Source organism: Nostoc sp., from assembly GCF_036919895.1.
Taxonomy (GTDB): Bacteria; Cyanobacteriota; Cyanobacteriia; order Cyanobacteriales; family Nostocaceae; genus Nostoc.
Genome location: NZ_JBALBW010000082.1, coordinates 42127 through 67065, shown reverse-complemented (window position 1 = coordinate 67065; position 24939 = coordinate 42127). Strand labels below are relative to the sequence as shown.

Sequence of the window (24939 nt, the reverse complement as noted above, 5' to 3'; positions counted from 1 at the left end):
TGTTATGACCTATTTAAAAGTAACTCTACTTCTTCTTCAGATAATTCTTCTATTTTTTCTAACAGAAGTTCTTCGATCATTTCTGCTTGTTTAGCTGGGATCATTGCTTCTAATAAAAATTCACGCAGTGGGAACTCTACAGGAAATTTGGCTCGCAATCGAGAAACTAATTGAGTTGCAATCAATGAGTCTCCTCCTAAATCATAGAAATTATCATAGATACCAACTTCTGCAATTCCAAGTACCTCTTGCCATATTTCTGTAATTTGCTTTTCCAACTCATTTGTTGGAGCGATATAGGCATTACGAAGGTTAGGTCTAAAATAACGCGGTGATGGCTCTAATTTATTTAAATTTGTAAAACTTTTGCTAGAACCAATACTAATTCTGTGATTTTTCCTAGCATTAATATCTACTGGAGAAATTAAAATCTGAGCTCCTCTCTTTAGAGAAAATATTCGTTTAAATGCTTCTACAGTTTCTGTGGCATCAATTGCTAATTCTGCTCCAGGTACTTCGCTGGAATTGATTTCTAATTTATCCCAGTTTATAATATCCCACGGCAGATTATTATTCCGGTTGTGTTGGTTAGTAAAGGTATCTATAAAATGATTAGCTGCCGAATCTAAGGCTAGTCCAAATCCTCCTAAAATGGAAGATAGAGAAGAAAAAATAATACAAAAATCTAACTTTTGATTCTCTAATATTTGTTCTAATATATTAATTTTATCACGTTGAAACTCGAATAATTTCTCTGATTCTATATTGTCAATTTCTGGAATTGAGCCAAAGATATGTTCGGTTTTGATTCCAGTTGAAGAAATCACCCCGTTAATTTGACCAATATTCTCAGATGAAAAGATTTGATGAATTTGTGTCTCATTACTTGTATCTATAGGGATGACAAAAACTTTGTCACCTAACTTTTCTAATGCTACCAATCTTTGAATTTTGCAACTCACTTCATCTTGCTGAGAATGAGTTTCTATCCATTGTAAAAAATCATTCTTTTCTGGAAAGTCTGAATCTTCAATAAATATGAGTTTTGCTTGTAGAGTTTTTGCTAAATATTCTGCAATTACAAATTCAATAATTCCTAAACCACCAGGAAATAGGTAAACACCTTCTTTTCTCAATGGTGTTTTTTCTTCACCTATTGACTCTAAGCGAATTGCCTCAAATGTTTGTATCCAGCGATAAGAATCGCGGTAAGCAACAACTAAGTCTGAAGATACAGCCGTTAACTCATTTAAGAGTTGATCAAAAATAACACTCTTATAATCTCCTTCTCCTTCCTCTGCGTTCTCCGCGCCTCTGCGGTTCGTAAAATCAAGATCAATACATCGACAATTAATATTAGGATATTCTTGAGAAATTACCTTAGATAAACCTAATATAACTACTTTCTCAGGGTCTAGTTTTTCATTACCATTAACATCTTGAATGTTATTCGATATAATGCAAAGTTGTAACTGGCTATTAACTTTTAACTTACTCAAGCTCTGTGTTAAAAATAACAGACTATTAAATTCCAAATATTTTCTCGATTGCCGATTATCAAGTTTGTTAATACTCCATAAATAAGCAATATTTTGGGTAAGTTTACCATGCAATTCTAATTCTTGAAACAAAGCTTTATAGTCTTCACATCTATATGGATTAATTGTATAAGCTCTATCACTGATCTTTCTAAATTGCTCTGCTTGTTTAACAGTAATGACATTTACATTTTGATTAATAAATAGATTAATTAATTTGTCCCCAATTCCCAAGTCATCAATAAAAAATAGCCATTCTTCTGGCGTTGATTCTTTTTGATAAGAAGATGAATTAGGAAGCAAAGAGCGTTTCCATGAAGGAATATAAAACCAATCGGCGATATCTTGTTTATTCTTTAAAGAAGGTGATGGTGATTTAGCATCAATCCAGTATCTTTGGCGCTCAAAAGGATAGGTAGGTAAAGGCAAACGATGGCGTTGCTCGTGAGCATAAAATCCTGACCAATTTATATCTACACCAGAAAGCCACAAGCGACCTAACGTTTGTAATAAAAAGCTAATATCAGATTGTTGCTCTTTAACATGGCGCAATGAAGTCAATACTTGTTGTTTAGCATTTCTATCTAAATGCTGTGTCGTCAAAGTACTTAAAGTTCGTCCCGGCCCCACCTCAACAAAAACACCTTCAAACTGTTTTATCAATAGAGATATACCATCAGAAAATCTCACCGTTTGGCGTAAATGTTGACCCCAATAGTTGGAATTTGTCGCTTCGGCATCAGTAATCCAATTCCCAGTAACGTTAGAAATAAACTTGATTTTTGGAGAATGGAGTTTGCATGTTTTTAGCAACTGCACAAACTCCCCTAATATTGGCTCCATCATTGCCGAATGGAAAGCATGAGATGTATGCAACAGCCGACATTCAATCCCTTGAGAAATTAATTGTTTTTGGAGTTCTGCAACTGCTTCATTCGTACCAGAAACAACGCATGAGGATGGACTGTTAATAACTGCAATTTCTAAGTTTTCTTTTACATTATTTGCTGGTAATCCTACTGCCAGCATCCCTCCTGAAGGCAACTGTTGCATTAGTTGTCCTCTTTTTGCGACAATTAGTAGAGCATCCTCTAAGGAGAATACGCCTGCGATCGCAGCTGCGACATATTCCCCGATACTATGCCCAATCATTGCTTGTGGATGTATTCCCCATGACATTAATAACTGAGCTAGGGCGTACTCAATCACAAATAATGCTGGTTGAGTCAGGGCTGTTTGCTGTAGTTGCTTTGCAGCAGTTTCAGTATCTTCTCGTCTGGGATAAAGTAGAGAACGGATATCAAGATTAAGGTATGGTTGCAAAATTTCGGCGCAAGTATCTACATGTTGAGCAAATACTGGTTCTACTTCATACAGTTCTCGTGCCATGTTTGCATATTGCGCCCCTTGTCCTGAAAACATGAAGATGACTGGACAGTGAATTGGCTGATGGTGATAAGTAAAAAGACGTTCAGGATTGAGAGAAGTCAGTGTTTTTACTGTATCTTCTAAGTCATGACAAACTACTATACGACGATGTTCAAAAGCTCGACGACCTACTTGTAAAGTATGAGCAACATCCGGTAGGTTAATATCTGGATTTTGCTCTAAATGAGCAACTAAATTTGCTGTTGCAGTTTCTAGGGCTGTGCTGGTTTTGGCTGATAGTAATAATAATTGCCAAGGACGTGAGGGACTTGAAGCTGCAATCAATGGCGCTTCTTCTAAGATGACGTGAGCATTAGTTCCGCCAATCCCAAAAGAACTAACACCTGCTCGGCGTGGTGTACCGTTGGTTTTCCACTCCGATAATTTCGTGTTGACATAAAACGGACTATTGGTGAAATCTATCTCAGGATTTGGCTCTTTAAAATGCAAACTAGGAGGTATTTGTTGATGTTTTAATGCCAGGGCTGTTTTCATTAAACCTGTCACACCTGCTGCTGTATTTAAATGCCCAATATTAGTTTTTACTGAACCAATAGCACAAAATCCCTTTTCTTGAGTGCGGCCTGCAAACGCCTTTTTTAAGGCACTAATTTCAATCGGATCTCCCAAGGCTGTACCAGTTCCGTGAGCCTCAATATAAGTAATGGTTTCTGGAGCAACCCCTGCGATCGCCTGAGCCTCTGCAATCACCTCAGCTTGTCCAACCACACTAGGAGCCGTATAACCCACTTTAGCAGCACCATCGTTATTAATAGCTGAACCTTTGATTACTGCGTGAATATAGTCACCTTCTGTCAAAGCATCTTCTAATCTCTTCAAGACAACAAGACCGACTCCATCCCCGAAAATAGTTCCTTTTGCTTGAGCATCAAAGGCGCGACAATGACCATCAGGAGAAGTTATATCCCCTTCTTGATAAAAATAACCTTGCTTTTGCAGAGATTCTATAGAAATACCACCAGCCAAAGCTAGATCGCACTCATAGTTTAGTAATCCTTGGCAAGCTGAGTGAACAGCAACTAATGATGTGGAACAGGAAGTTTGAATATTGATGCTTGGGCCTTTTAGGTTCAATTTGTATGAAACTCGTGTGGCGGCAAAATCCTGACAATTACCGTATGCAACTAAATCTGTCAATTTAATGAGATCGGGATGGGAATTTAAATTACTCATAAAGTAATTACTCATATTGGTTCCCACATAAACACCAGTCAAACCCTGAGCAGATCCAGGTTCATAACCAGCGTTTTCCAATGCTTGCCAAGCACACTCAAGAAGAATCCGGTGTTGGGGGTCGATGATTTCAGCTTCCCTTGGTGAGAAATCAAAGAAAGAAGCGTCAAACATCTGAATATCTGACAAACTAGCACCAGCTTTTACATACTGAGGGTTACTCAGCCATGTTGGATCTACACCTGAAATCTTTAATTCTTCATCACTATAGAAAGATATTGACTCTTGTCCATTGCACAAGTTTTCCCAAAATTCACCAACATTTTTGGCTCCTGGAAAACGGCCAACTATACCGATTATGGCTATGCCTTTAATAGAATTGTCCATTTCTTGATTAGACATCTATCTTTCTCCTTTGTTTCATCAATTGTCGTTTTTCTTGCATAGCCATTTCTTTTTTATTGGCACGTTCATCAGCTTGCTGAAATATTGGCTTCTCAATATTATTTCCGCTTATATATTCAGCCAATGCATTTATTGTTGAATATTCAAATATCTCGCCAACTGACAAGTTTTTATTTAATTTCTTTAAAATTTTATCTCGAACCTGAATTATTAAAAGAGAATCTCCTCCTAATTCAAAGAAATTATCATATAATCCTATGTTTTTTATTCCCAGTAGTTCCTGCCAAATATTAGCTATATTTTGCTCAATTTCATTTCTAGGAGCAACAAAAGGATTTTGCAAATCTGGTCTGGAGTGTAAGACTAAATTTGCTGGACTACTCTCTTTTTCTTCTAATGATTCAAGCTTAATCCATTTTTTAATCCTAGCTTGAATATCTCCAGTTGAAACAACAATATTGTTATATTGACTAGTATTTATAATAGCTTGAAAAGCTTTTAATCCTTCCTCAGAATTAAGAGTTAGCTCCATCAAATTTATATCTGAAGATGTAGGTTTTTCAATTTGCCAACCATCCCAACTTATACTACTCCATGAAATAGGATAACTCTGATTATGCTGGTATACAAAAGTATCCATAAAGGCATTTGCTGCCGAGTAAGCAATATGTCCTAATCCTCCTAAAACAGAAGACAATGAAGAGAATAAAAAGCAAAAATCAAGTTTTTTATTTTGTAAAACATTTTGTAAAACTATAAGCCCATGTACTTTTGGGTGAAATTGTTCCTCACAATTGCTGCGATTTATTTTTGCGATCGCTTCAAAAGACTCACCTTTAGTAATTCCAGCAGCATGGATGACACCGTTGAGCGAACCAAATTGTTGTTCAGCTTGAGCGATCGCACTTTGCATTTGTTCTGTATTGCTAACATCAGCGATCGCCACTACAACTTCTGCACCTAAATCTTCAAGTTCTTGAACTTTGCGAATTTTGCAGCTAATACTGTCAGTATCATCATGATTAGCTAGCCATTTTTCCCATTCGTCTCGCTGAGGAAAAGCAGAACGTCCTACCAGCAGTAGCTTTGCTTGTAAATTTCTAGCCAAGTATTCTGCTAAAACAAATCCAATCCCTCCGAGTCCACCTGTAATTAAATAGACTCCCTTTTCTCTAAGTCGAGGCTTTTCTAGCTTAGTTTTATCAAAGCGCACTGGCTCAAAACTTTGCACCCAACGATTTAAGCCTCGATAAGCAATGAGCTTTTCAGAATCAACAACTGTTAATTCTGCTAGTAAGTTTTCTATGAGTTTTTGTTCTTGCCAGCTTCCACTTACAGGAAGAATAACATCGATACTACGACAGTTTATATTTAAATATTCTTGAGGGATAACTTTAATTGTTCCAAGCAAAGTAGCTTTTTCTGGACAAATAACTTCAGTTCCTGTGACTGGCTGTAAGTTGTTAGAAATAACTGTGATTTTAAAATCATCGGTAGTTTCTTGCTTTCCTAAAGCTTGGGCAAGATATAGGAGGCTGTAAAATCCTGTTGTCTGGGCTTGATCTACATTTCCAATTTCTAATTCTTGGTCACTAGTTGGTGTAACACTCCATAAGTGAACAATAGTTTTTGGTAACTGATTTACTCTAATAAGCTCCTGAATCAATACATCGTAATCCCGATTATTTGCAGGATTGATAATATATTGAGATTCATTTATTAGGGTAAATTTGTCACCTCGTTTTACCGTAACTACATGGTTTTGTTCTTCTAATTGTTTTACCAAGTTGATACCCAAGCCACACTCATCGAGAAACACCAAAGTGCAAGATTTTGGAGACGGGAATTCTTGATGTTCGAGTTGTACAGGGCGTAAAGAAGGTTTCCAGTAGGGAATATAAAACCAGTCGGCTATATCAGGTTTTTTGCCCAGTGAGGCAGGAGTGAGTAAGCGTAGCTCGTCACTATTTTGTTGCTTTTGAGGCTCAATCCAGTATCTTTGCCGTTCAAAAGGATAGGTAGGCAAAGGTAAACGATGGCGTTGCTCGTGAGCATAAAATCCTGACCAGTTGATATCTACACCAGAAAGCCACAAGCGACCTAACGTTTGTAATAAAAAGCTAATATCAGATTGTTGCTCTTTAACATGGCGTAATGAAGTCAACACTTGTTGTTTAGCATTTCTATCTAAATGCTGTGTCGTCAAAGTACTTAAAGTTCGTCCCGGTCCCACCTCAACAAAAACACCTTCAAACTGTTTTATCAATATAGATATACCATCAGAAAATCTCACCGTTTGGCGTAAATGTTGACCCCAATAGTTGGGATTTGTCGCTTCGGCATCAGTAATCCAATTCCCAGTAACATTAGAAATAAACTTGATTTTTGGAGAATGGAGTTTACATATTTTCACCAACTGCACAAACTCGTTTAATATTGGCTCCATCATTGCCGAATGGAAGGCATGAGATGTATGCAACAGCCGACATTCAATCTCTTGAGAGATTAATTGCTTTTGCAGTTGTACAACTGCTTCATTTGTGCCAGAAACAACACATGAAGATGGACTATTAATAACTGCGATTTCTAAGTTTTCTTTTAATAGCAACTGTACATTATTTGCTGGTAATCCTACTGCCAGCATACTTCCCCAAGGCAACTGTTGCATTAGTTGTCCTCTTTTTGCGACAATTAGTAGAGCATCCTCTAAGGAAAATACGCCTGCGATCGCAGCTGCGACATATTCCCCGATACTATGCCCAATCATGGCTTGTGGATGTATTCCCCATGAGATTAATAACTGAGCTAGGGCGTACTCAATCACAAATAATGCTGGTTGAGTCAGGGCTGTTTGCTGTAGTTGCTTTGCAGCAATTTCAATATCTTCTTCTTTGGGATAAAGTAGAGAGCGGATATCAAGGTTAAGGTATGCTTCCAAAATTTCGGCGCAAGTATCTACATGTTGAGCAAATACTGGTTCTACTTCATACAGTTCTCGTGCCATGTTTGCATATTGCGCTCCTTGTCCTGAAAACATGAAGATTACTGGACAGTGACTTGGTTTCCGATAGTAAGTAAAAATACGTTGAAGATCAAGAGAAGTCAGCGTTTTTACTGCATCTTCTGAGTCATGGCAAACTACTATGCGACGATGTTCAAAAGCCCAACGACCTACTTGTAAAGTATGAGCAACATCCGGTAGGTTAATATCTCGATTTTGCTCCAAATGAGCAGCTAAATTTGCTGTCGCAGTTTCTAAGGCTGTGCTTGTTTTGGCTGATAGTAATAATAATTGCCAAGGACGTGAGGGACTTGAAGCTGCAATCACTGGCGCTTCTTCTAAGATGACATGAGCATTAGTTCCGCCAATCCCAAAAGAACTCACACCTGCTCGGCGTGGCGTACCGTTAGTTTTCCACTCCGATAATTTAGTGTTGACATAAAACGGACTATTAGCAAAGTCTATCTGAGGATTTGGCTGCTGAAAGTGCAAACTAGGAGGTATTTGTTGATGCTTTAATGCTAGGGCTGTCTTAATTAAGCCTGTCACACCTGCTGCTGTATTTAAGTGTCCAATATTAGTTTTTACTGAACCAATAGCGCAAAAGCCTTTTTTATTTGTGCTAGCAGCAAAAGCTTGTGTGAGTGCCTTAATTTCAATCGGATCTCCTAAGATAGTTCCTGTACCATGAGCTTCTATATAACTAACAGTTTCAGGTTCAACTCCAGCTAAAGCTAAAGCTTCTAAAATTACCTGCCTTTGTCCCTCAACGCTGGGGGCTGTATATCCAACCTTTAAAAAACCATCATTATTAACTGCTGAACTCTTAATTACTGCATGAATGAAGTCACCATCAGCAATGGCATCCTCTAATCTTTTCAAAACTACTACACCTAAACCATTGCCACCATTAGTTCCTTTTGCTTGAGCGTCAAAAGCTCGGCAGTGTCCATCAGGAGAATGAATTCCTCCTGGTTGATAGAGATAACCAAGTTTTTGCGGTACTCCAACAGAAACACCGCCCGCTAAAACAATATCACTTTCACCATTCATTAAACTCTGGCAAGCTAAATGAACAGCAACTAATGATGTAGAACAGGCAGTTTGAACATTAATACTTGGCCCTTTTAAATTTAATTTATAAGATATTTGTGTTGGTAAAAAATCTTTTTCGTTACCAATAATAACACCATCTTCTGATTCCATTAAATCCCGATTAGGATATAAATTCGATAGTAAGTATGTGCTGATAGCAACACCTGTAAATATACCAATTGAACCACTATAAATTTCCGAGTTATAACCAGCATTTTCTAAAGCTTGCCAAACACACTCCATAAAAAGCCGGTGTTGAGGATCTGTAATTTCGGCTTCTCTGGGAGAAAAGCCAAAAAATGAAGCGTCAAATAACTCTATATCTTCTAATACACCGCCTGATTTCACATAACTAGGGTCATTCAGCAATGTTGGATTCACGCCAGCAGATATTAATTCTTCATCCGTAAAAGAAGCAATAGACTCTACGCCATCTCGCAGGTTTTGCCAGAAAATATCAACGTTTTTTGATCCAGGAAAACGCCCGGACATACCGATAATTGCTATTTCATCTTGCTCATTGAAACTTTGCAAAGCATTTAAGTTATCCATAGTTTTTATAAAATTTTAAATTGATATTGTGGCAGCAATTTGTATTTGATCGTTTAAAACTGCTTGAATGTCTTCTTCAGTAGTCAAAGGATTGGCAATAACTGCCCGCATTGCAACCACAGGATTGTCATTACCAAAATTAATATTCTTCTTGATAGTTCTGGATATAAAAGTATGACCAATTTGGCGCTGATTTTTTTGTAAAGATTCATTGACATTATTGATTATTTGATTATCTACGTCTGTCAATGCTTTTTTAGCCACCAGCCCTCGCAATTGCCCTGGAATATACCGATAAATTAGTAGATTTGTATCAGGTTCTGCCAGTAATTCAAATTCAGGCATAGCTGAAATACAAGCAGCCATATATTGAGTTTTTCGGATTCCTTCATCAATTAAAAACTCATATCCCTTAAGTCCAATCAGCTTTAAACCAGCGTGTAATAATAAGGCCATGCCTGGACGAGAACCTTCTAAAGCACGTTTACCTAAATCAAATGATCCCTTACGCATGGTATAACTAGCCTGCTTTTCAATTGAAGAAGCTAGATAGGGATCGCGAAAAAATACCATACCAATCCCCATTGGCAGATACAATTGTTTATGTCCATCAATAGTGACTGAATCAGCTTCTTCTATACCAGCAAGCTTATGCCGATATTGTTCAGAAAAAATTAGCGGCCCACCCCAAGCAGCATCTACATGAAAATGAACATTGGCTTCTTGTGCAATTTCTGCAATATCTTTTAGGGAATCAACTCCACCTGAATCTGTTGTACCAGCAACCCCAACAATTGCGATAATTAGTAAGTTTTGCTTACGGCATTCTGCAACAGTTTGGCGCAGTGCTGGTAAGTTAATTCGATTATTACAATCAGCAGGAATTCTGAGCAACCCCTGTGTACCAATACTCATCAAATCCGCAGCTTTATCAAAAGAGTAGTGCATTAAGTCAGAGCCAATAATCACCGCTCCTTTGTAGCCATAGAAATCTAGAGCAGCTGCTAAACCTTCTTTCTCTACACCAAGAAATCCATCTTTTGGCCCTAATGCAGCATTTCGCGCACACCAAAGGGCTGTAATATTTGCCACTGTTCCGCCAGAAACCAAGATTCCTAGCGTACTTAAGTTATTTTGAATATGTTGAGTGTAGAAACCTTCAGAAAGGTTATAAATTTGTCGATGCAACATTGCTAAAGCCTCACGTTCAAAGAAGCTGAGGGATTTAGCGGTTTCTATTTTGACGGCGTTTTGATTCATTGCCGTCATTAGTTTAGCTAAAGGGCGCACAAAACTAGGGAGCGCCGAGGTCATGTGACCAATAAATCGTGGTGAAGATGTATGTATTGAATGGGCAACGACATTGTTGCCTATGTACTTGAGATAGGTTTCAAAGTTAGTCGGTTGGACAGGAATTTTACTATCTGAAAATTCTTCTAGTAATGAGTCTAAATCAATGTTGGTATTAGAATCAATAGTGTTTAAAAAATCTTGAGATATTTGATCGGTTATTTCATCTATTTGTTTTTCAAGAGAGCTTACCTGATTGCATGAAGCAAACATTTGCATTACTTTTTCTTCTATGCCATCATCTAACTGTTCAGATTCAACAAAGTAACTTTTATTTAGCATTTCTTGTTTGCTTAATGTCATGTTGTGTTTTCCGCAATATTTTTTAGTTGATTGTTGGGATTAGAGGTTGTTTGGTTAGGGCTTTCTAAGAAATAAACGAACCACAGAGACGCAGAGAACGCAGAGTGAAGAGGAATAGAGAGATTTTGCGATCGACTTTGGGATATTTTTTATTTGTAAGTTACTTAAAACTAAACATTTTTTTGGTTTGTTGCTGCTCGATGCTCTTTCCTCGCTTGTTTTCGTCGCTGTACTGAGGCTGTTCTGTTCTCTGAGTGATGAGGATGGGGTGAAATAGATATTTCTTCGCTAGATTCCTGACTAAAATATTTAGCCAAGTGGCTGATAGTGGGATATTCAAACATATCAACTAAGGTGAAATCTCGCTGAAATACTTTTTGTAATTTGCTATGAACTTGAATTAAGAGCAATGAATGACCACCAAGTTCAAAGAAATTGTCATGAATTCCTACGTCCCCAATATTTAGTATTTCTTGCCAAATGCTAGCAATAGTTTTTTCTACCTCGGTTTGGGGTGGCTGATAAGCTGCTTCTAATTCAGGTCTTGTTGTATCCGGTGCAGGTAATGCATGACGATCGATTTTACCATTGGGTGTCAGTGGGAGCTTATCTAGCATTACAAAGGCTGATGGCATCATGTAGTTCGGCAGCGTTGCTTCTAAATGCTGCCGTAATAAGGACACAACCTGAGTATTAGACATCTGTTGTAGTGGAGTATTAGCAAAATCACTCCAAGTCTGAGAGCTAATTGTTTTTCTTGGAGGAGCGATCGCTATATGCTGGATTTGTGATGCTAAGGTGCGCTTCTTGAATACTACTTGGAATTGACCATCAACACTATTCTCTGACCAGCTAATATCGACGATATAAGGTAATTCTTCGCTCAAAGTCCATAGTTCTTCAGGGTCTACACCTGTTGTTGCGATCGCTTGGATAGCTTGGCGTAACTCATCAACAGTTGTCACACCTTTGGATTTTTTGAGTAATTCCACAGCTTTGACATCTGGTAAGACACGAGCATTAGGCACATTAACAATTCCTAAAATATCTGGCTCAGTCTCTATGAGTAATTGGCGAACAGATGCAAGGGTAAACTTTTCTTGCTGCCAATCTAACCATGAAATATCTACTGTGGGATAAATTTCATGTCCGACATGGATAACCACATCGTACCGGAATTTAGTCAATTCATTATGAAACTGCCCGCGTTCGAGATGAATTTCCACATGACTAATTTTGGGTAGATACTGTTTTAAGGCGATGAAGAATCCTGGATCAATAACTAATTGTTTCTCTGCTAATATTTGCTTTTTCACATGTTGCTGTAAATTTGCTACAGAGAGAGAGTCTGGTGCTTTATATAGTTGAACAGAGGTGTGAAAAGCTTCTAGTAAGCTGAAATTACGAACATCTCCTAAAAATATAAAGCCTCCAGGTTCTACTACATTTACAGCACCTTCCAAGACTTTTAATAAGTAGTCAATACTTGGAAAATACTGAGCTACTGAGACGATGAATACAGAATCGAAAGTATCTGGACTCATCCCAGTAAAGTCATCTGCTCCTCTGTTGATAAAACTGACTCTCGATAAATCTTGCCCTAAGTTGCCCAATTGTTGCTGAAGAATATTGAGAGCATTTTGGGAAATATCAGTTGCACAGTATTGTCTGCAATGGGGAGCAAAACGCAAGAGCATAAGACCGCTACCACCACAGCCAATTTCTAGTACATGGGTTGGTTGTAAAGCTGAAATTCGCTCAACTGTTTGCTTTGTCCACTCGCGTACTTCTTCATCAGGGATATGCAAGCCTGTATAGCTACTTTCCCAACCTTTGATATAAAAACCTGACTGTTGCTCTGAGTCTAATTCGTTGTAAAGACTATCAAAAACTGCCTGCCAATGGGAGGCTTGTTGAGTGTTCAAATCAACGCCTGCTGTCTGTCCTTTGACAACATCAGATGTATTGCCAACCACATAAGCAACTAACTGCTTAGAGGAGACATCTTTTCTAGCAATCACTGTAGCTTCCCGAACAGATGGATGTTCGTTGATGAGTGCTTCGATTTCCCCCAATTCAATACGGAAGCCGCGAATTTTGACTTGGTTATCAATGCGATCGCTAAATTCAATTTGACCATCGTTGCGGTAGCGGACGCGATCGCCTGTTTTGTAAAGACGAGAACCTGGCTGCTCACTAAAAGGATTTGGTATAAATTTCTGATCTGTGAGTTCTGGTTGATTCAGATAGCCTCTGGCTACGCCAACTCCGCCAATATGCAATTCGCCCCAAACGCCGATGGGAACTGGTTGTAAATCAGCATCTAACAGATATGTTTGCATGTTAGCGATCGCTCGTCCAATTGGCACTTCCCCTTCTACAGTTGCCACATCGCAAATTGTAGCCACTACTGTAGTTTCTGTTGGCCCATAGCTATTAATTAAACGTACACGTGAATCTACTTGCTTTCGCCACGTGTTAACTGCATCTGGTAAAGCTTTTTCGCCACCAATAATAACTAGGCGTAGTGATTCTGGTAACTTTAACGCTGATGTTGCCAGTTCAGATGTTAGTTGATGCCAAAAAGCAGTAGGTAAATCTAAAACTGATATACCATACTGTTGACATTTTTCATTGAAAGCTTTGATGGAAACCAACATTTCATCAGTTCGCAATACCAAAGTTGCACCGTTGAGCAAACAAGGAAAAATTTCTTCACAAGCGGCATCAAAGCTAATAGAGGCAAATTGTAAGATGCGGTCTTGTGGTTGTATTTTGTACTCTGCGATCGCAGCTTGCACAAAGTTTACCAAAGACTGATGTTGAATGGCCACACCTTTGGGTATTCCAGTAGAGCCTGATGTATAAATTACATAAGCTAAATTTGTCGGGGTGGTTTGATTGACAGGATTTTCTGTGATTCCTGATTGCCAATGAATATCGTCTAAACAGATGACTTTTGCTGTATGTGCTGGTAACTTATCGAGGAGGTAATTTTGGGTAAATAATACTGACACTTGAGCATCATTTAGCAACATTTCCAATCGTTGCTGCGGATAGGTTGGGTCAATTGGTACGTAGGCTCCCCCAGCTTTTAGGATAGCCAATAACCCAATTATTATCTCCATTGAGCGCTGCATACAAAGCCCTACCAAGACTTCTGGCTTGACTCCGAGCGATTGCAACTGATGTGCCAATTGGTTAGCTTTTGTGTTGAGTTCCTGATAGGTCAATTGTTGATCTTCAAAAACAACTGCTACCGCGTGGGGTGTTTTTTCTACCTGTGCTTCAAACAATTCATGGATACATTTATCCTGAGAATACTCAGCTTTTGTATTATTCCATTCTTGAAGAATTTGCTCACTTTCTTTTGCCGTCAACATCGGCAATTCTCGAAGTTTTCTTTCGGGGTTGGCGATAAACTCTTCTAGCAAGGTTTTTAAATGCCCCAACATCCGGCTAATGGTATCACTATCAAAACGACGGATATCATAAGAAATGGAGAGATTTAATAAACCTGAATTAGGTACTACGCCCAAGGTTAGAGGGTAGTTTGTCCAGTCAAATAATGAGCGAGATTCGCCTAATAACTGAGATTCAACAACCCCTATACTTTCAGCAAGCTCTCCTTGATTGTAATCTACTAACTCATTATCAAAAACTAAAATACTATCAAATAGTCGTAATCCACGGGGGATTTCACTCCATTGTTGAATTTTGATTAATGGGCTGTATTCATATTCACGCATCTGAACTTCTTCAGCTTGTACTTTTTTCAACCAAGGTGTGAGAAAAGCATTACTATCTACTTCAACTCTGAGTGGCAGTGTGTTGATAAAAAGTCCCACCATAGACTCTGCATCTGCTAGCGCAGTCGGCCGCCCTGAAGATGTAGATCCAAAAACTATATCTGACTCTTGGCTATAACGGCTCAACAGCAAAGCCCAAGCTCCTTTAATTAGGATATTTAAGGTAAGCTGATGTTTTCGCGCCAAGGATTTTAAAGCAGTTGTCATCTCTGCTGATATCAAAACTTCTTGCCTTTGATAATCTTCTTTTTGGTCACTAGCAGAATTTTTTGCTGTGATAATTGGTGTTGGTAGTGTAAATTCTTTCAGCTTCTGCCGCCAAAAAATTTCTGCTTTATCTAGGTCTTGTTGATGTAGCCAAGCAATATATTCTTTGTAGGGACGTGGGCGTTCTAGATGTAAATCTTGACCTTGACAAAAAGCATTATAAAACTCATAGCATTCCTTCCACAGCCAATTTATAGACCATCCTTCCATTAATATGTGGTGAAAGCTGAAAACAAATTCATAAGTGTCATCAGCCACTTGAATTAATGTTATTCGGATTAAAGGAGCTTCGGAAAGTGCAAAGCCGCGATCGCCATCTATTTTTAAGAACTCTTTTAGCTGCTTTTGTTGTTCTGGAAAAGATAATTCTCGCCAATCTTGGAATTCCCATGGCAAGTCTACTTGTTGATGAACAACCTGATATGGTTTATCAAGATTATCCCAATAGAAAGAAGTACGTAAAATTGGATGGCGATCTACAACTCGTTGCCAAGCTTTCTGAAAGGCTGGGATATTAAGCTGAGTTTGCAAAGTCAAGCAATTTTGCTCAAAATATACTACTGAATCGGGGGCAGCAAGCTTGTGAAAAAGCATACCCTGCTGCATAGATGAAAGTTCATATATATCTTCAATATTATTTTGTTTCATTAAGAATTCCTCCTACTTGATTGACCCACCTGAGCTAGTAACTTGCTTAAATTGTCTTGATTAATATTTGCTGCTGAAAAATCTGAAGGGGTATAATCTCCTGCTTCTAAAGACTGGCAGTGAGTAATTAAAGATAATAGCGCTTGGACATAATTATCTGATAAATTTTCTATTGTCTGATGTTCATGAACATTCTTGCTATAGTACCAATCTAGTTGCAATTGACCTTCCACAACTGACGCAATCAGATGTAATTTATGTTGACGAGTAGCTTCTAAACTACTCATTCCTTCTGGTATTTGTTCACTCAATTGGAACAAAGAATCTTGAGCTAAACTTTTAGCAAGCTGACCAACATAAAGGAACGCTATTTCTGCTTGAGGAATTGACCAAATTTTCTCTTGAATTACCTCATCCTGACTGAGATAACGTAGCACTCCATAATCCAGACCTTCGCCAGAAATACTACGCAGTTGCTCTTTTACTACTTTCAATGCATCGCCTGGATTGTCAGCTTTTTCCAAGTCCAAAAGTACAGGATAGGTAGTAGTAATCCATCCTACAGTTCTAGATATATCAACATTATCTATACCACTAGTACTAACTTCTCGCCCATTTTCTTCTAAGTCAACTAGGAGTGAATTTTCGCCCGTCCATTGGGCAAAAGCCTGAACAAAAGCAGTGAGCAAAACTTCTTGGGTATTAGTTCGATATACTGCTGGAACTTCTTGAAGCAGGGCTTGAGTATCTTTGGCACTCAGCGTTACTGATACAATTTGCTCTGATGCCACATTGTTGATGCTATCAGAATAATCTATTGGCAGAGGATAAACTTGCTTGTGGCGATCGCTCAACCAATAATTTTGGGCTTTCTGTAAATTTGCCGAGTTAGCATATTCTTCTAGCCGCAAAGCCCATTGTTTGTAAGAAGTTGTCTTTGGTGGCAGTTCAATCGCCTTACCCTGACGGATTTGCTGATAAGCCGTTTGCAAATCCTCTAGCAAGACTCGCCAAGAACCAGGATCTACTCCCAAGTGATGGGCGACGATAAGCAAGCGGCTGGATTTATTCGCACCCAAGTCAAAAAGCGCTACCCGCACAATCGGCCCTGCTGACAGGTTGAGGCTAGTTTGTAGTTGAACAGTAATTGTTTTTATTTCTACTTCTTGAGCATCCGATGACAATGGCGATAAATCTATGTGTGTAAATGGAATCTCTTCATAGCCAGTATTCATTGCCAGCCAGCCAGACTCAGAAAACTTGAACCGTAAGCGCAATGCATCGTGGTGTAATAGTAATTGCTGCCACGCTTGCTTTAACACTGCTGAATCGATAACTTCTGCGGCTTCTAAAAAAATTGACTGGTTCCAGTGGTGCGGTTCTGATATATTCCGTTCAAAGAACCGATGGTGAATCGGCGTAAGGGGTAGTGAACCAGTTACTAAGCCTTGTTCAGCCTGGACAGCTTGACTGGTAGTGATTACCCCTGCTAATTTAGCGATCGTCTGATGCTCAAATAATTGCTGAGGAGTTAGCCGAAAACCTGCTTTAGCGGCTCTAGCGCTAACTTGAATGCCAAGTACCGAATCCCCACCCAACTCGAAAAAGCTATCGTCAATGCCTACTTGTCCAATGCCAAGGAGTTCTTGCCAGATATGAGCAATAGTTTCCTCTACCTCACTTCTGGGAGCAACATAAGCATTATCTAAATTAGGTCTTACATAAGATGAAGCGGAATTGCTTTTTGATGCAGGTTGAGAATTTTGATTAAATTCTAGTTGAATCCATCTCTTGATACTAGTTTGTAAGTCTACTGTTGATGTAACTATCTGCGTAAAATTATTTACTATTAAAGTACGTTTAAAAACCTCCAAACCTTCTGTCCGCGTCATCATCGAGTCTGCACCTTTGGGCACAGTCATAGATTCTGAGAATTCTTGAGTTATCCAATCGCCATAATTGATACTCAACCAAGGAACAAGATTTGTTTGATTATGTTTGTGTACAAAAGCATCTGTGAATATGTGCGCTGCTGGATAGGCAGCCATGCCCATTACGCCCAGAACTGATGCTAATGATGATATGATTACGCAGAAATCGAGTTGTTTTTCTTGTAGTATTTTTTCTAATACAAATAACCCGTAGCCTGTGGAGCGTAATTGAGTTTCACACTCAGTTTTACTTATATGTTGAACAGTGTTGTACACTCTCACGGTTGCGGTATGAATGACACCATGAATCTCACCAAAGCAGTTTGATGCTTGAGTTATTACCGCTTGCATCTGTTCGAGATTAGCAACATCGGCACGACAAATCAAAACTTCCGCACCCAAGGCTTCTAATGCTTGGATTTTCTGGATTTTGCGGCTGATATCATCGTTATCATCATGAGTTGCTAGCCATTGCAACCACTCTGTTTTTGGGGGCAAACCTGAACGCCCTGTGAGAATTAGTTTGGTACGCGCTGTTTGGGCAAGATATTCTGCCAACACCAACCCAACATCCCCCAAACCGCCGACTATTAAATATATTCCCCCTTCTCTGATGGGAATTGTTTCTTGATTTGGTTCTTCTAGTTGTATTGGTTCAAAAGTTTGTACCCAGCGATGTTTGCCACGGTAGGCAATTATATTTTCAGATGCGGTTTGAGTGAATTCTGTTACAAGTTGGTCGATGAGTTGATTTTCTTGACGTGTCCCTGATTCAGGAATAACTACATCAATTTGACGACAGGTGATATTCGGATACTCTTGGGGAATCACTTTACAAATTCCCAAGACAGTCGCCTTTTCTGGACACAATTGTTCATCACCGTTCACTTCTTGGACATTGTTGGTTGCTACCAAAATTTGGACATCGGTAACTTCTTGTTTACCCAATGCTTGCGCCAAGAAAAGTAGACTATAAAAACCTAAATTTTGACATTCTTCAAAGAACTGATGGGATGATTGCGCGTTGGGGATGAGACTCCAAAGATGGACGAAATGCCATCCTGCGATCGCATTTGATTTAAAATTCCATAGTTCCTTCACCAAAGCATCATAGTCGCGGCTCGATTGGGGATTAATTGCGTAAGAGTTATCACTGAGTTGCTTAAACTTCTCTCCCACAGTCACCGTAATCACATCATGTCCTTGCAATTCCAACTGTTTGGCAACTTGTGAACCAAATCCAACAGTATCAATAAATACTGCACAACGTAGCTTTTGTGTTGATTTTGCTCCTAGATGTGGCGAGCGTTTCCAAGAAGGGATATAAAACCAGTCGGTAATATTTGGTTTTTTGTGTAATGCTTGTGGCGATGCGAACGCTAACTGAGCTTCAGGATTAGCATCAATCCAGTAACGCTGACGTTCAAAAGGATAGGTCGGTAAGGGAATGCGATCGCGTTGTTCACGAACATAAAAACCAGACCAATCTACTTTTACTCCTGCCAGCCAAAGGCGGCCTAATGTGTTCATTAAAAAGGCGACATCTGACTGTTGCTCGTAGGAATGTCGCAGGGAGGGGAGCATCACAGATTTAGCTCTCTCGTCACTTTCTAGACATTGTGATGCAAAACTGCTCAATGCTTGACCGGGGCCGACTTCCAGCAAAATTGGATGATCTTTTTGCCATAACTGTTTTACCCCATCAGCAAAGCATACTGCTTGACAGAGATGTTTTACCCAATAACTGGGATCTGTTGCTTGGTCTGCTGTAATCCAAGTTCCTGTAACGTTGGATAAATAGGGGATTTTTGGGGGTTTGAGGCTGAATGTGTTAACTAAATCGTGAAAAGTTGGTGCGATCGCTTCCATCATCACAGAATGGAAAGCATGAGAGGTCTGTAAACGTTTACCAACTAAATCCCGTTCACTCAACTGTCGTTCTAATTCTTCAATCGCGTCGGTGAAACCTGCAATTACACATAACGATGAGCCGTTAATTGCAGACATGGAGATTTTATCATTTAGTAGAGGCTTTATTTCTTGTTCTGAAAGAGCGATCGCTAGCATTGCCCCACTTGGTAACTCTTGAATCATTTGCGCTCTTTTCGCTACCAAAGTTAAAGCGTCTTCCAGAGATAAAACCTCGGCTAAAGTCGCCGCTACATATTCCCCAATGCTGTAGCCAATCATTGCCGAAGGGCGAATTCCCCATGATATCCACAACTGAGCTAAAGCGTATTCAATGACAAAAATAGCTGGTTGGGTGAGAAAAGTTTGATTCAGCTTTTGACTGCTGACATCAGTTTGTTCCGTTCCTCGTCCTAACATTTTTCGCAAATCTAGCCCAGCAGAGAGAGTACTTGGTTTCTTTCCATTTTGAGGATACAGGATATCTCGCAAATCAAGACTAAGCTGGGGTTTGAGAAGTTCGCAGCATTTATCAACACAGGCGCGAAATGTTGGCTCAGTTTGGTAAAGTTCCAAAGCCATATCAACATAATGAGTTCCCAGCCCAGAAAACATGAAAGCAACAGGACGTTCCTGAGTTTTCTGAGTACTGGTTAAAACTCGCTTTGGTTCTTGAAGTGCATTGACAGCATCTTGCATATCTCGGCAGACAACTGCACGCCGATAATCGAAATTTCTCCGTCCAACCTGCAATGTATAAGCGACATCAGCAAGATTTAAATCGGGATACTTTTGCAGATAATTAGCAAGATTTCTTGTAGCAGTTTCTAGTGCCGATTCCGTCTTAGTAGAAAGAACTAATAGATGATATTTTCTCCCCTGCTCCCCTGCTCCCCTGCTCCCCTGCTCCTCCACAACTGGAGCTTCTTCAACAACCAGATGCACATTAGTTCCCCCTAACCCAAAAGAACTAACCCCCGCACGTCGGGGACTGCCATTTGTTTCCCATTCCGCAAGTTTGGTATTGACGTAAAAAGGACTATTGGCAAAGTCAATTTCGGGATTAGGGGAAGCGAAATGTAAACTGGGAGGTATTTGTTTATGTTTGAGTGCGAGAACGGTTTTGATTAATCCCGTCACACCAGCCGCAGTATCCAAATGCCCAATATTCGTTTTCACAGAACCAATGGCGCAGAATCCAATATTTTCGGTACTAGAGCGAAAAGCTTGTGTTAGAGCAGCGATTTCAATGGGATCTCCTAAAGCTGTTGCAGTACCGTGAGTTTCCACATAAGTGATAGTTTCTGCTTCTACTTCGGCAACTATTTGGGCAGTTTTAATTACCTTTGCTTGGGTATCGATGCGGGGCGCTGTGTAGCTGACTTTGAATGAACCATCATTATTGATTGCCGATCCTTTGATTACAGCATGAATGCGATCGCGATCGTTCAAAGCATCTTCCAATCGTTTCAACACGACAATGCCCACACCTTCACCGCCCACAGAACCCTGTGCATCAGCATCAAAAGCTCGGCAATGTCCATCAGGGGACAATATTCCCCCTTCTGTGTATGCGTACCCTTCTTTTCTTGTGGCGCTGATAGCAACTCCACCAGCTAAAGCGATATCACATTCACCATTGAGTAAGCTTTGACAAGCTAAGTGGACAGCAACCAATGAAGTTGAGCAAGCAGTTTGCACCGCATAACTTGGCCCTTCTAAGTTGAGTTTGTAAGAAACGCGAGTAGTTAAGAAATCTTTATTACCTGCAAGAATTAATTGCTGAGGATCGATAGAGTTAATGATATTTGGATTGAGATAAATGTTAAGTAAATAAGTGTTCAAAGCAGAGCCAGCATAAACCCCAATCGCACCTTGATAATTTTGGGAATCATATCCCGCATTTTCTAGGGCTGACCAAGCACACTCTAAGAAAATTCGGTGTTGTGGATCTGTAATTTCTGCTTCTCTGGGATTAAAGCCAAAAAACTCTGCGTCAAATAATTCTGCATCTTCTAATACAGCTTGGGCTTTGACATAGTTAGGATCATTTAATATCGATGAACTTATCCCTGCTGACAATAATTCTTCATCAGTGAAGAAAGAAATTGATTCTACGCCATTTTGGAGGTTATCCCAGAATTCATCAATATCTTTGGCTCCCGGAAAACGCCCTGATAAGCCGATAATTGCTATTTCTGAACCAGTGAAAGAATTTGCTTTTGTAGTAATATTCATAATTTTAAATAATATTTCCAATAGATTTAAGTTTTTGTAATCGCTTTCTTTGTTGAGCTTTCCCATCTGTAATTTTTTCGATGACAATATCTGTCACAGAAGAAGATGGTTGTTGCTCTTTAACTTGATTCAAATAATTGGCTAAAGAGTTGATAGTAGGATATCTAAATAGGTCGAGTACAGATAAATCTCTCTGAAATATTTCCCGTAACTGATTATGAACTTGAACTAAAAGTAATGAATGACCACCAAGTTCAAAGAAGTTATCATGAATTCCAACATCTTCAAGTTGAAGTACTTTTTGCCAAATTTCAGCAATAGTTTTTTCTATCTCAGTTTGGGGTGGTTGATAAGCCGCCTCCAATTCTGGACGCGCTGTATCAGGTTTGGGTAAAGCTTTGCGATCGATTTTCCCATTAGGTGTAAGTGGGAATGCCTCTAGTAATACAAAAGCTGCTGGCATCATGTAACTTGGTAGCTTTGATTCTAGAAAGCTTCGCAATTCAAGGATTTCAAGTGTTTGCTCGGTTTGCGGGACTACATAAGCAACTATTCGCTGAGATTCGGCTACCACAATTACAGTTTCGCGTACTGCTGGGTGTTGGCTGATGAGTGCTTCAATTTCTCCCAATTCAATGCGGAAGCCGCGAATTTTCACCTGATCGTCAATTCGTCCCAGGTATTCAATGTCTCCATTGGGGAGATAACGCGCCAAGTCACCGGATTTATAAAGGCGATCGCCTACGGCGGGGCGTAGCCCATCGCTAAAAGGATGAGAAATAAATCTTTCAGTTGTTAATTCTGGTCGATTTAAATAACCCCGTGCCACACCAGCACCACCAACATACATCTCACCTTTTACTCCAATGGGTACTGGTTGGCGATATTCATCTAACAAATAAACTTGCAAGTCAGGAATCGGACGGCCAATAATGCTGCCTAATCCTAATTCTAAGTCTCTCTTTGTCAGTGGACGATATGTAACATGGACGGTTGTTTCTGTAATGCCGTACATATTGACTAACTGGGGAATGCCATCACCATGACGCTCAAACCAAGGTCTTAAGCTTTCCAGTTGCAGCGCTTCTCCACCAAAGATTACCAATCGCAGATTTAGCCCTTCGGCAGTTCCCAAAGATTCCTCTACCTGTATGAGTTGAGAAAAAGCGGAAGGCGTTTGGTTAAGTACCGTCACTTGCTGCTTTAACAACAATTTGTAAAAATCTTCCGGCGAACGACTTAGCCAGTAAGGTACTACAACTATTTTGCCGCCATACAGCAGCGCCCCCCAAAGTTCCCAAACGGAAAAATCAAAGGCTATGGAATGGAACAGTGTCCAAACATCATTTTGATTAAATTTATACCAGTCTTCTGTTGCTGCGAACAGACGAACTACATTGCTATGATTGACTAACACGCCCTTGGGTTGACCTGTTGAGCCGGATGTATAAATGATATAAGCCAAGTTATCGCTTGTACATCCACTGATTGGATTTTGTGGGCTTTGCTGAACGATCCTTTCCCAGTCAGTATCTAAACAAACAACATTAGTTTGGTGTTGCGGGAAATTCTCTATAAAATGTTGCAGTGTAAGTAATACAGAAACCTGAGCATCCTGCAATATAAAAGCTAAACGTTCTGGTGGATATGCTGGGTCAAGTGGCACATAAGCACCACCTGCTTTGAGGATGGCTAAAATTCCAATAATCGTAGATAGCGATCGCTCTACACAAATCCCTACCAATACCTCTGGTTTTACTCCTAAATTTTGCAAATAATGCGCTAACTGATTTGCTTTAGTATTCAGTTCGCAATAGGTCAACTGCTCATCTTCAAATACTACTGCTACCGCATCAGGCGTATGTTCTACTTGAACCTCAAATAATTGATGAATACATTGTTGTTGAGGATATATAACCTCTGTATTATTCCAATCCAGTAGTAATTGATGTTTTTCAGTTTCTGTTAGCAGTGATAATTCTGAAAGCCGTAGCTGCGGATTTAAAGCAATTCCTTCTAACAAGGTCTGGAAATGTCCAGCCATCCGTTTGATAGTACTTTCTTGGAATAAATCTTTATTAAACTCTAGACTAGCAAAAATTTGTTCTGCTGTTTCTGTTATTTCTAGGGTCAAATCAAACTTGGTACTACCATTATCAATTGGCAAGGGAGTTATAGTCAAACCAGGCAATTCTAAAACCGATATTGGTGTATTTTGAAGCACAAGCATAACTTGAAATACTGGCGTGTAGCTCAAGTTACGTTGTGGTTGCAGTTCTTCTACTAGTTGTTCAAAAGGTAAATCTTGATGGGCATAAGCTCCTATTGCGACCTTCCGCACCTGAGTTAATAATTCTTCAAAAGTAGGATTATCTGCTAAATTAGTTCGTAGCGTAATTGTATTAGCAAAAAAACCAATTAATCCTTCTAACTCTGTGCGATTCCGATTGGCAATTGGTGAACCAACAACAATATCTTCACTACCTGTATAACGCCATAATAATGTTTGAAAAGCTGCTAGCATGGTCATAAACAAAGTACTTCCATGCTGCTGACTCAACTTATTTAAAGCTGCATATAACTCATTAGATAACTGAAATGAATATGTAGCACCCTGAAAACTGCTAACGGCAGGTCTTGAGTAGTCAGTGGGTAAATCTAATAATGTTGGTGCGCCCTCTAACTGGTTTTTCCAATAAGATATTTGTGATTGTAAAACCTCTCCTTGCAACCATTGGCGCTGCCAATTCGTAAAGTCTACATACTGTATTGGCAGTTCCAAAAGTGGAGACGCTTGCCCTTTCGAGAAGGCTTCGTAAAGTGCTGCAACTTCTTTAATTAATACTCCTACTGACCAACCATCAGAAATAATATGGTGCATTGTGAACACCAAAATGTGTTCTGTTTCCTTTAGACGCAGCAAAGTAGCTCGCAGTAATGGAGCTTGGCTTAAATTGAAGGGTTGCTGTATTTCTTGTATAACTAATTTTTTAACTTCAACTTCTTGCTCAACCTCAGATAAATCTTCAATATTGATAATAGGTAAAGTCAAGCTTAAACTAGGAAGAATTACCTGAACAGGTTTTTCTGCCATGATTGTGAAAGTAGATCGCAAAACCTCGTGACGGCGCACGATTTCATTTAAGGTTTGCAATAATGCAGCTTGATTAAGGAAACCTGTAAGACGCAAAGCTGCCCAGATATGATTAGCAAAGTTACCAGGTTGTAATTGATCTATAAACCAAAGTCGTTGTTGAGCAAAAGACATTGGG

General features: G+C 39.4%; 6 protein-coding genes. All 6 read right to left on the bottom strand.

Features of this window, described 5'->3' with window-relative positions:
• Positions 1 to 2: 2 nt before the first annotated feature.
• Positions 3 to 4562 carry a type I polyketide synthase gene (locus tag V7K55_RS16795; RefSeq protein WP_334833193.1) on the bottom strand — a complete coding sequence of 1520 codons (4560 nt, stop codon included), beginning with the start codon at positions 4560 to 4562 and terminating at the stop codon, positions 3 to 5.
• On the bottom strand, positions 4555 to 9213 hold the full coding sequence (locus tag V7K55_RS16790) for a type I polyketide synthase (protein WP_334833191.1): 4659 nt from the start codon (positions 9211 to 9213) through the stop codon (positions 4555 to 4557). Before V7K55_RS16790 ends, V7K55_RS16795 begins: the two co-directional genes overlap by 8 nt.
• Before the next feature lie 15 nt (positions 9214 to 9228).
• Positions 9229 to 10866, bottom strand: coding sequence for a pyridoxal-dependent aspartate 1-decarboxylase PanP (gene panP / locus V7K55_RS16785; protein WP_334833189.1), 1638 nt, complete (start codon positions 10864 to 10866; stop codon positions 9229 to 9231).
• Positions 10867 to 11036: 170 nt separating this feature from the next.
• On the bottom strand, positions 11037 to 15590 hold the full coding sequence (locus V7K55_RS16780) for an amino acid adenylation domain-containing protein (RefSeq protein ID WP_334833187.1): 4554 nt from the start codon (positions 15588 to 15590) through the stop codon (positions 11037 to 11039).
• Positions 15590 to 21667 (bottom strand): type I polyketide synthase, encoded by a 6078-nt coding sequence (locus V7K55_RS16775; RefSeq protein WP_334833184.1) that lies wholly within the window; start codon positions 21665 to 21667, stop codon positions 15590 to 15592. Before V7K55_RS16775 ends, V7K55_RS16780 begins: the two co-directional genes overlap by 1 nt.
• 4 nt (positions 21668 to 21671) lie before the next feature.
• Entirely contained in the window at positions 21672 to 24935 is a 3264-nt protein-coding gene (locus V7K55_RS16770; RefSeq protein ID WP_442949096.1) for a non-ribosomal peptide synthetase, read from the bottom strand.
• Positions 24936 to 24939: the final 4 nt, after the last annotated feature.

What these genes read in the sequence shown, in the direction of transcription:
- V7K55_RS16795 (WP_334833193.1), bottom strand. Translation starts at nt 4,562, where the DNA reads ATGTCTAATCAAGAAATGGACAATTCTATTAAAGGCATAGCCATAATC.
- V7K55_RS16790 (WP_334833191.1), bottom strand. Translation starts at nt 9,213, where the DNA reads ATGGATAACTTAAATGCTTTGCAAAGTTTCAATGAGCAAGATGAAATA.
- panP (WP_334833189.1), bottom strand. Translation starts at nt 10,866, where the DNA reads ATGACATTAAGCAAACAAGAAATGCTAAATAAAAGTTACTTTGTTGAA.
- V7K55_RS16780 (WP_334833187.1), bottom strand. Translation starts at nt 15,590, where the DNA reads ATGAAACAAAATAATATTGAAGATATATATGAACTTTCATCTATGCAG.
- V7K55_RS16775 (WP_334833184.1), bottom strand. Translation starts at nt 21,667, where the DNA reads ATGAATATTACTACAAAAGCAAATTCTTTCACTGGTTCAGAAATAGCA.
- V7K55_RS16770 (WP_442949096.1), bottom strand. Translation starts at nt 24,935, where the DNA reads ATGTCTTTTGCTCAACAACGACTTTGGTTTATAGATCAATTACAACCT.